The organism is Blautia sp. aa_0143 (genome assembly GCF_004167315.1).
GTDB classification, from domain to species: domain Bacteria; phylum Bacillota; class Clostridia; order Lachnospirales; family Lachnospiraceae; genus Blautia_A; species Blautia_A fusiformis.
On the sequence record NZ_RCXU01000035.1, the window covers coordinates 17,768 to 27,558 of the forward strand.

A 9,791-nucleotide genomic window follows, 5' to 3' on the forward strand; every position below is an offset into this window, starting at 1 on the left:
TTATCTATATTTCCAGCAGATTTACAGCCTCTGAACAGCCACTTTACATCGCTTCTTACAAAAAGCAACTCCATACGCCAGAATATTATTTCTTCCTTCATTACGTAACCGTTCATCGTACCGCTTTTCTCTGATCTGTGCCAGCGCTCTTTCACATGCATTTTGCAGTCCTGAAAAAGTCTGAGAATACTTCAGCTCGATAACGATCCCGGCATCCGGATCTTCCGGTTCTGCCAGAATATCTGCAAAACCATCTCCAGATTCCGCATTAGACTGAACAAGCCAGTTTGGATCACTACGCAAAAGCCCCAACAAAAGTCCATGATAAAAAATTTCTTTTTCTTCATTTCGTCCTTTTGTATCAAAAATACTGATCGTATTTCCCAGAATCTTTGTAAGGCGTTCCTCAATCTCACCTGCATTCCCTTCATTTATTGCTTTCAGCAGATTTTTCGTCGGCTCCGCCTCTTTCAGCACTGCGCGGTCAAACCATTCCTTTATCTGAAGCACATAAACTTCTCTTATCTCCCTGTTCGGAATGGTCAGACGATACACTCCCCGTTCGGTCTTCCCTGCCTGTGTAAGATATCCTGTAGTAAATAATACACTCCAGAGATTATCCAGACTGTTATCGATTTCATCATAGGTCAACTCCATACGAACCGTTTTCTCAATAGACTCACCTGCGATCAGACGCTCTATCTCATCTCTTGTAGTCTTATCTGCCCTGTCAATAAATCTCCTTACCAGTTCATTCCCACTGGTATTGATCCAGTAAGACAGCGGCTCCGCATCCGGATTCCCACGCAGACAATCTACATGATTGATCACATCCCATGGGCAGTACACATCCGTATTTCCAAAATGATATCCATCATACCATTCCTTTGTTTCGGAAAGATGATCCTCCATGCCATATGCTGTAAGCAATCTGCAGACCTCATCATCTGTGAAACCAAAATGCTCATCAAATCGATGATCCGTGATCGAAAGCACTTTGAAGTTATTAAGTCCTGTAAAAATACTCTCTTTAGACACGCGAAGACACCCTGTTAATACTGCAAAATACAGAGAATCGTTAGTCTTAAGTGCCTGTCCGAACACACCGCGTATCATGAGCACCATTTCTTTATAATATCCATGCTGAAAAGCCTTATCCAGAGGAACATCATATTCATCTATAAGAATGATCGTCTTCTGCCCATAATGCTTATGCAACAGCTGAGACAATATCTGCAACGCAGAAGAAAGAATATTTTCATCCATAGAATATCGGCCATTCTCCACAGAGATCAATGTACGATATATATCTTTATCCGTTTCTGTCAGTCTGTCACTCTCCAATAAAAACAGAAAACGACTGGCCTCTCTGCCTACCAGTTCTGTCAGCTGATAGCGTGCATTCTCAAAGGTAAGTCCATCAACATTCTTCAGTGATAAAAACACTACCGGAAATTTCCCCATATACTGTTCACACAGTTCTTGTTTCCGGGAAATATAAAGACCTTCAAACAGCGCTTCATCTGCCCCGATCTCGAAGAAACAACGAAGCATACTCATATTCAATGTTTTCCCAAAACGCCGAGGTCTTGTAAAAAGATTTACTTTCCCCCACTGATCGATCAGTTGTTCGATAAGCCTGGTCTTATCTACATAATAAAAATCCGCCTGACGAATTTCCTGAAAATTCTCAATTCCCACCGGTAGCTTCGGTCTCTTCATATTCCGCGTTCCACTCCCTTTCAATGCGAAAAATCACATACAAATATGCCAATTGCCACGTGATTCGTGCTTTCAGAGTAGCACAATACGCTCTTTTTGTCTATTGATTTATTTCGACTCCGTTCGACAAACATATCCGCTTTACCTGCGCAGTTCTGAAGCTTTTTCACAAAATCCTCTTTCCAAAAGCAATAAACTATGTTACCCCGAAAATGGATCAGATGATAAAATAACTCTGATCACATAGCAAGATCGAAGGTGGTGAAACCTATGGGTACAAAGGATACCATCACCAAAGATTACATGGCTGACAACCGCGTTTTTACGGATGTGTTCAACCATATGCTGTACAAAGGAAAAAACATCATAGACTCTGACACTCTTCATCCACTGGATACCACAGCTATCGCTGTCCCCTACGGATCCGGCACTTCAGAAGTTCCTGTCCAGAAATTCCGGGACGAATTCAAATCTCTTAATGTTATGCATGATGATTCAAGAATTTATCTTCTCCTGAGGATTGAGAACCAGTCGGAACAACACTATGTAACGCAAGTGCAAAGCAATTGCGTTCATGAGCATGTAGCAAAGCGGAATGCGAACGTCCGCTTTTTCGCCGGTCAAGAACATGATCTATGATGCATTAGAATACGCAGGGCAGGTGGAAAATTCCGCCAGATCACACAGAGAAGCAAAGCAATGGCCCTCCACATCCGGAGAATATCTCACCGGCTTCTACAAGGATGACCGGCTGATTCCGGTCATCACCGTAGTCGTATACTTCGGCTCCGATACCTGGAAAGCTCCCAGAAGCCTCCACGAAATGCTCTCTGTCCAGGATCCCGAGATTCTTTCTCTGGTCCCGGATTACCGGATCAATCTCTTCTCACCTGCCGAGATAAAGGATGAAGAACTTGACAAACTCGAGAGCAATCTCAAAGAAGTCATGCTCTTCATTAAATACTCCAAAGATAAACGGAAACTTCAGGAGCTCACATCACAGAACCCCGGTTTCCGGTCACTCGAACTCAAAGCAGCCCGGGTCATTGACTCCATAACCGGTATCCATTTACGTTTCACAGAAACAGAAAGGAGCGTTAATATGTGTCAAGCTGTTCAGGAAATGTGCGATGATGCACGTGCCGAAGGTCTATCTCAAGGTCTTCAGGAACATGCTTTACTTACTGCACAGCGCATGCTGCAGGATTCTAGGTTCTCTCCTGAGGATATCTCCAGATTTTCAGGACTTCCACTTGCGGATGTTCTGAAATTGCGGGAGAAATGATAATTTGAGAAAATGCTCAGGAAGCGTGAGGCTTCCTGGGTATTTTGAATATTATGATTAATTTGTATCATTTCTCATCATATATTCTTGATAAATTTTATCTTTTACATATTATCTATAAATTCTATTCTTTTTTTATAATCATCAAACTTTCCTATTATTTTACAAGGGACTCCACCTACTATAACACCATCAGGAATTGATTTATTCACCAAACTCCCAGCTCCAATAATAACGTTATTACCAATTTTGACATCATATAAAATTGTACTATTAGTCCCGACAAAAACATTATCTCCTATTTTAATCTCGCCATATCTCATTTTATATTTCTTATTATCCATATTTTGAAACATATAAGCTGTAACATCGTGGTTTACAAATGTAACACCACTTGCTATATGAACATTATTTCCAAATGAAATTAAATACGGTTCTGATCCAAAATTCCAAGGTTGAAAGAAACAATTCTCACCTTGCTTTTTAAAATATTCCCATTTTTTTTATAATTTTGCTCTGGCATATCCCCCTTTACAACATACTATATACAACATCTTTAAGTATCTTATCAATCTTTTCACTTTTTCTTCTCCATAACATATTTTTTCTTTGTAAATATATTCTTAATAAAATAAATTTCTTCTTTATGATACAACACTATAATCAAAACAACTATCAAGCTTTCCATCCAGATATATTTATTTTCTTCATACGCTAAAATCATTTCTATACTTACCAAAGAATAAGCTATTATTTCCTTTGAAATTTTGTTCTTGAATTTAACATATTTCTTCAACTCTAAATATCTTCCTATCCAACAGACGAAAAAGCTGAACATAGTTGCTACCGCAGCACCATATCCTTCATATAAAGGAATTAATATAATATTAAGAATAACATTTACAAACGCTCCTAAAATTGCTGTAAAAGAAATTATAGTTGTTTTATTAATTGCTGTAAGTATACTTTGACACGTTCCAGAAATTGCTGACATCAAAAACGCAATTAAAAGTGGAGGAACAAATTTCCATGCTATATAAAAATCTTTTGCAAACAGCAATTTTGATAAAAACGGATTTAATAAAATTAATACAGCACATCCTACAGTCATGACATAACTTATCAAAGAATAACTTTTTCCTAAAAATCCATCTGTATCATCTGTGTCAATTTCTTTTATCGCTGATATCGTAAATGCTTTTGATATTACCGTTCCCAGTACAGATAAAATCGTTGGAATCTTATATGCAACAGAATAAATTCCAACCACAGATAAACCACACATATATGTCAATATATATTTATCTGAAGCGTTATTTATCCACCAAGATAATGAACTTGCGATTAATGGAGCACTAAACATAAACATTTCTTTTTCCAGTTTTTTATCTCTATGTCTAAAATCAATATATTTATGTAAGCCAGCTCCAAAAAACACAATTAATATGTTAACACAATATCCTAGTAAAATAGAAAACAAGTATCCCTTAAGTCCACTTTTTAATACAAGCAAAAATAACAAATTTGATACTATAGTTGTCATTGTTTGTGCTACACTGGAAACTGTTAAAATTACTATTTGATTTATTCCTCTGCAAAAATAAGAAATCATTTCAACTAAAGCAGATACTAAATAATTTGAGACTAAAAACAAAATATAAAAATAATCTAATTTTAATATTCCAATAGTTTTTAACAGTGTACATCCGATAGATAATATAAGAAAACCTATGCATGTAATTTTAATTCCTACTGTAAACACAATTTTTTTATCATGCTGATTATCCAATGTAAATTTCATTACTGCATCTTGAACCACTAAAGTTAAAATCGGTACACATAATGAAACTGTATTAATCAATAAATCCGCTGTCCCATATTCTGTAGTTGATAAACAATTTGTGTATAATGGAACCAAAAAAAAAGAAATTGTTTTAGGAAGAAAACTAGCTAAAAAAAACAGTATCAGATTTTTTAATAAATATATATTTTTTTCTTTCATACGTTTCTTCCTCTTTTAGCATACGTTTTTTTCTTATTTTTATAAATCATACTAGAGAACAAATAAACAAAAATAAGCGTCAACCATACATTAACGGATAACAGATCTGAAAAAAAGGCGTCAAACGATCCCCTTGGAGCAAAAAACAATGATTTCATCATGATAATAATAATTGTATTAATCCAAACTTTATCTTTTTTAAGTTTAAAAAATTTACGTAAAAAAACACCATAAAATATATTTGCAATGAATACTCCCATATATCCAAAAGAATACATAATTTCAGCTATATATGAAGATCCCATACCATTACCGTTCAAGTATTGTTTTCCCATTACTAAATATGACAAAGCATGTGCAAATGAAAATCCATTCATAGCATTTTCAACTGTATTTCCACCATATACCGCGATATTTAATATTCTTCCTATTGGACTCCTTGCAAGTACAGATAAGGTCGATCCTATAAAATACAATTTTCCCTTTGGCAAATTTGCTCCATATTCAATATATCTCTTTATAACATTAATACTCACACCTTGTTGATATATAAAATCAAGCAAATATCCGTTAGTTTTTTGATAAGATTCTGTTCCATATCTGGAAGTTCCAATAATATTGGCAACAATAATAATGCCTAATGCGCCTATCCCTATAATCAATATTGTTTTTTTATCAATCCATCTTTCTTTCTGATTATCTGTATTTTCATTTCGTAATGCATAATATACAACAAGCAATAGCAATCCACCAATACATTCAAATCGTCTTCCTGTTGCAAGAGTTGATAAAAGATATATTATGTATAAAACTATATTACATTGACATTCTTTTTTGGATGGTAGTGTTCCTAAATATGTAAACATTAATATAGGTGATAACTCGGCTAATTTTTGTATAATATATGGTAAGTTACTCGAAAAGGACGTATACATTGATAAATATCCTGCATATGAAACATAAATCGCGGACTCTAAAACTTTCAATATTGCAAAGATATATGTAATCCGAAAAAGTATACTACTAACCTTTCTAATATACGGAACTAGCAACGTTTGCTCATTGTTCTGTTTCTTTTTGATTCTAATTTTCATTTTGGAGTTCTTTATATATCCGCTTATAATATATCCCCCAAACAGACCCATTAAGCTTAATAGAAGCGTTATTTCTGTTTTTTTTTGAACACTGTCAGGAAAATCTGTTTCTATTTTATGCAATCCAAAGATTTCCAACATTTGTCTTCCCATAAGAAATATAAAAAAAGTTACTAAAAAGCCAAAAAAAACACTTCGTTCATTAAATTTTGAAACTGCATAAACGATCAAATCAATCCATAATAACATTGCAATTCCAAATAGCATATCTATATTAAAAATCAAAAAAAACACTATACATAAACAATTAAAAAAAACTAACAAAAGATACCTAACATTTCTACTCATGCTTTTTTCTCCTAAATTTCCAATTTAGTTTTCAATTGTTTAACAGCATTATCAACACTAAATTCTGTTCTTCGTTCTTTTACTTTCAATAAATATTTTTGATAAAATTCTTTATTGGTTACCATTTTTTTTATCCCATTTATTATTGAAATATCATCATTTTTTACAATTAATCCATATTCAGAATCACCTAAAATATCTTTCATTCCTGAACATTCTGTTGTAATAACCGGAACTCCCAAAATTACCGCTTCGCATACAACACTACTATATCCTTCTGCATATGAAACACACGCCAACATATCTGCTTCTTTAATCCACGGATAAGGATTCTCTATATATCCTTTCAATATAATCCTATCTTCTAAATCATTCTCTGTAATTTTTTGTTTTAAATCTGCATAAGAAGGTCCATCACCTAAAATGTAATGTACACATTTTACGCCTTCATTTTTTAATGCTCTATGCACTTTAATAAGCCGTTCATATCCTTTTATAGGTTTTATAGAACCAACAGATACTATATGAAATTGATGATCACCATAAATATTTTTCTCTTTATCAGCACATATGTTTATTTTCTTATCATTCAATATATTTTGCACATATGTTGCTGGCTTATTGTATTTTTTTTCAAATATATCTCTTGTATCTGAAGAAACAGCAAATATTTTATCAATATTCGAATATGCTCTTTTTTCTTCTTTTACACTTCTATAACTTCTTTGTGACCATCTGTACTTTTCCATATCTGTATGTATCCATGCATATGTTTTTGTCTTTTTATTATGACATCCTGATATAACTTTTGTTGATGCACCCTCCATAAATGCAATTTCATAATCATATTTTTCTTTTATAATCAATTTATGAAGAATAGATGCAGGCATCCATTTTATTATTCTTCTATAAAAGATATTATTATTCATAAATGTATTAACTTTTACTTTTTCATCAAGATTCAACTTTTGTTCTTTTTGAAGTAACTGAACTGTAATGTCCAAATTCGAATCTTTTACTAATTCATTTACAGTATTGCACATAATTATTTCAGCACCACCAGGTTTTAATGAATCAATACAAAATAATATTTTTTTCAAAAATCTTGCTCCTTATTATACATAATAAACATATTTTTTTTCAATATACTGTTTCATTGCATTACTTTTAAAAATTTTCGCTGTAACTCCCATGGGAAAATAAGACATCAAAGAAATTAACTTAAATACTTTTGTTGTATTTCTATTCCAGAAAATTCTTCTGTTTTTTCTTATATCTAAATATATTTTTTTCCCTAACAAATAATTTTTTTTAAGCTGTTCTTCTGTACTATACAAAAAATACTCTCTCAATAGGCTACATTCGACTTCCATAATTCTTTTATATAAAACTTCATCATATTCAGAAGTATTTTTCTTTATATTTGCTTCCATTTCTTTAACAGCTTCTAACCATTCTATCTTCTGTTCAGAAAATCCAGATCTTGCAATGCTCCCTTTTCTTTGCCTGTAATGATACATGCTATCTGGTAACAGACATACCATTTTTGATTTCTGTATGATTTTATATGTCGTCCGTATATCTTCATACACTTTTCCGACAGGATATTCTACATTATCCCACAAAAATCTTTTATATAATTTAGTCCCTGCATGATCTTTAATTACTCGCCCTTTGATCAACTCTTCAAGTGCAGATTCTGTATCATATACTCTTTCTCCAAAATTACACTCAGAAATCGTCTTATCTTTGTACTCTCTAAAAAATCCGCATATACATATATCTGCTCCGAATTTTTCACATTCATTGTACATTTTTTCATACATGTTTTTTTCTATCCAATCATCACTATCCACAAATGCTATATATTTACCCGTAGCAACAGTGATTCCTGCATTTCTTGAATCGGATAATCCACCATTTTTCTTGTGTATAACTTTTATTCTTTTATCTTTTCTTGCATAATCATCACATATTTTTCCGCTTTTATCCTTACTCCCATCATCAACGAGTATGATTTCTAAATTTTTATAACTTTGCTCTATAATACTTTTAATACATTGATGGATATATGCTTCAACATTATAAACCGGCACAATTATACTAATTAATTCTTCATTCATTCTATTTTATTTACTCCCACAAAATATAAGTTAAGAAATTATATTTTTTGTAATTTGTCTACAAAAGTTGTGTAGTTTTTTTTCGCATTATATTTTTCTTTCCAAGACTCATATGCACATTCTCTCAATTTTAAAATTTGCTCATTATTCAAATTACAATAATTTCTTATGATATTTACTAACTGTTCTTCTTTAAAATCTTTTTTCAGCAACCATCCATTATATCCATCTATAACTATCTCTTTAGTTCCGCCTACATCTGTAGCAATACAGGGAATTCCAAATGATAAAGCTTCCATGATAGATACTGGAATTCCTTCTGATAAACTAACATTCAAAAAAAGATCAAATTGATTATTTTTATATACTTCCAATAAGTCACTATTCTTGACATTTCCACGGAAATCAATTTTAATATTCTCGGGCAATTCTCTTGACATTTCTTTTATTTGATTCATCATAATCCCATCACCAAAATGAGTCCATTTAATATTGATATCCAAAATATGCTGTAATGTTTCCACTATTAAATCTAATCTTTTAACTGGTACTACGTTAGAACAACTGACAATTCTTAATTCATCCTCTTTATTATATTTCTTTTGTCCGCATCCTAACGTTCCTAGAAATCTTGTTTTAATCTTATTTTTGTATTTAGGAAATCTACTTTGCAGATAGCAAGTGCCATCTTCTGAGCATGGATAAACAGCATCTAAGTTCTTTATCAATAACTCCCTACATGGTATATATTTATTTTTTCTAAATTCTTCATATAAATCGTAGCGATGTGCACGTGATATAATTTTATTATCTGTTTTAAGTTCTTTTCTCAAAAGCATAGCAACATATGGTTGATACTCAAATCTGTACGAATAGAAAATTGCATTTTTCAATTTCTGTAATTCTACACTTTTTTTGATTTTTCTCATTTCATAATTCGATCTGCTTAAATAAATAAACAAATCTATTATACGTCCTATTTTTAATTGACCTTTCTTTCCTAACAAAAACAATTCTTTATACAAATTCACATCGCCTAATACACGAACACAATTCAATAAATATTTCCATTTTGGTGCATACCAGATTGGTATAACTTCAAAATTTTCTGGAAGTGATCTTTTTGTTTTTGCATGTTCTTTTCTACTACAATATATTTATGGTTAATATCCCTTACAGCCAGTAAGGAATTATCCATCTTGTTGCTTAAGCTGTAT

Annotated in this window: 9 protein-coding genes; 2 read left to right on the top strand and 7 right to left on the bottom strand. The window is 32.5% G+C overall.

All coding sequences use genetic code 11. The annotated features are described in order from the left end of the window. Positions 1-21: 21 nt before the first annotated feature. Entirely contained in the window at positions 22-1,722 is a 1,701-nt protein-coding gene (locus EAI83_RS14925) for an AAA family ATPase (RefSeq protein ID WP_129975951.1), read from the bottom strand. 270 nt (positions 1,723-1,992) lie between these two features. On the opposite strand from EAI83_RS14925, the gene EAI83_RS17650 reads away from it, so the two are divergent. Together EAI83_RS17650 and EAI83_RS17655 are read left to right on the top strand one after the other, a co-directional pair. Continuing rightward, positions 1,993-2,361 (top strand): hypothetical protein, encoded by a 369-nt coding sequence (locus EAI83_RS17650; protein ID WP_243113522.1) that lies wholly within the window; start codon positions 1,993-1,995, stop codon positions 2,359-2,361. Then, entirely contained in the window at positions 2,351-3,007 is a 657-nt protein-coding gene (locus EAI83_RS17655; RefSeq protein ID WP_243113524.1) for an Rpn family recombination-promoting nuclease/putative transposase, read from the top strand. The genes EAI83_RS17650 and EAI83_RS17655 overlap by 11 nt, the downstream gene beginning before the upstream one ends. A 104-nt stretch (positions 3,008-3,111) precedes the next feature. Here the strand turns inward: EAI83_RS17655 and EAI83_RS14935 are convergent, their stop codons facing one another. From EAI83_RS14935 to EAI83_RS14960, 6 genes are all read right to left on the bottom strand, one after another. Further along, on the bottom strand, positions 3,112-3,330 hold the full coding sequence (locus EAI83_RS14935; protein WP_199868612.1) for a DapH/DapD/GlmU-related protein: 219 nt from the start codon (positions 3,328-3,330) through the stop codon (positions 3,112-3,114). A gap of 254 nt (positions 3,331-3,584) precedes the next feature. Continuing rightward, positions 3,585-5,009: a lipopolysaccharide biosynthesis protein gene (locus tag EAI83_RS14940; protein WP_129975955.1), complete on the bottom strand. Its 1,425-nt coding sequence runs from the start codon at positions 5,007-5,009 to the stop codon at positions 3,585-3,587. Next, complete coding sequence (locus EAI83_RS14945) at positions 5,006-6,451, bottom strand: O-antigen polysaccharide polymerase Wzy family protein (protein WP_129975957.1); 1,446 nt, start codon at positions 6,449-6,451, stop codon at positions 5,006-5,008. Before EAI83_RS14945 ends, EAI83_RS14940 begins: the two co-directional genes overlap by 4 nt. 11 nt (positions 6,452-6,462) lie before the next feature. Then, the gene (locus EAI83_RS14950) at positions 6,463-7,551 is read right to left on the bottom strand and encodes a glycosyltransferase (RefSeq protein ID WP_129975960.1); all 1,089 of its coding nucleotides are present in this window, start codon (positions 7,549-7,551) and stop codon (positions 6,463-6,465) included. Positions 7,552-7,566: 15 nt separating this feature from the next. Further along, positions 7,567-8,574 carry a glycosyltransferase family 2 protein gene (locus tag EAI83_RS14955; RefSeq protein WP_129975962.1) on the bottom strand — a complete coding sequence of 336 codons (1,008 nt, stop codon included), beginning with the start codon at positions 8,572-8,574 and terminating at the stop codon, positions 7,567-7,569. A 38-nt stretch (positions 8,575-8,612) separates the two neighbouring features. After that, positions 8,613-9,599: a glycosyltransferase gene (locus EAI83_RS14960; RefSeq protein ID WP_153188162.1), complete on the bottom strand. Its 987-nt coding sequence runs from the start codon at positions 9,597-9,599 to the stop codon at positions 8,613-8,615. Between the last annotated feature and the right edge of the window lie 192 nt (positions 9,600-9,791).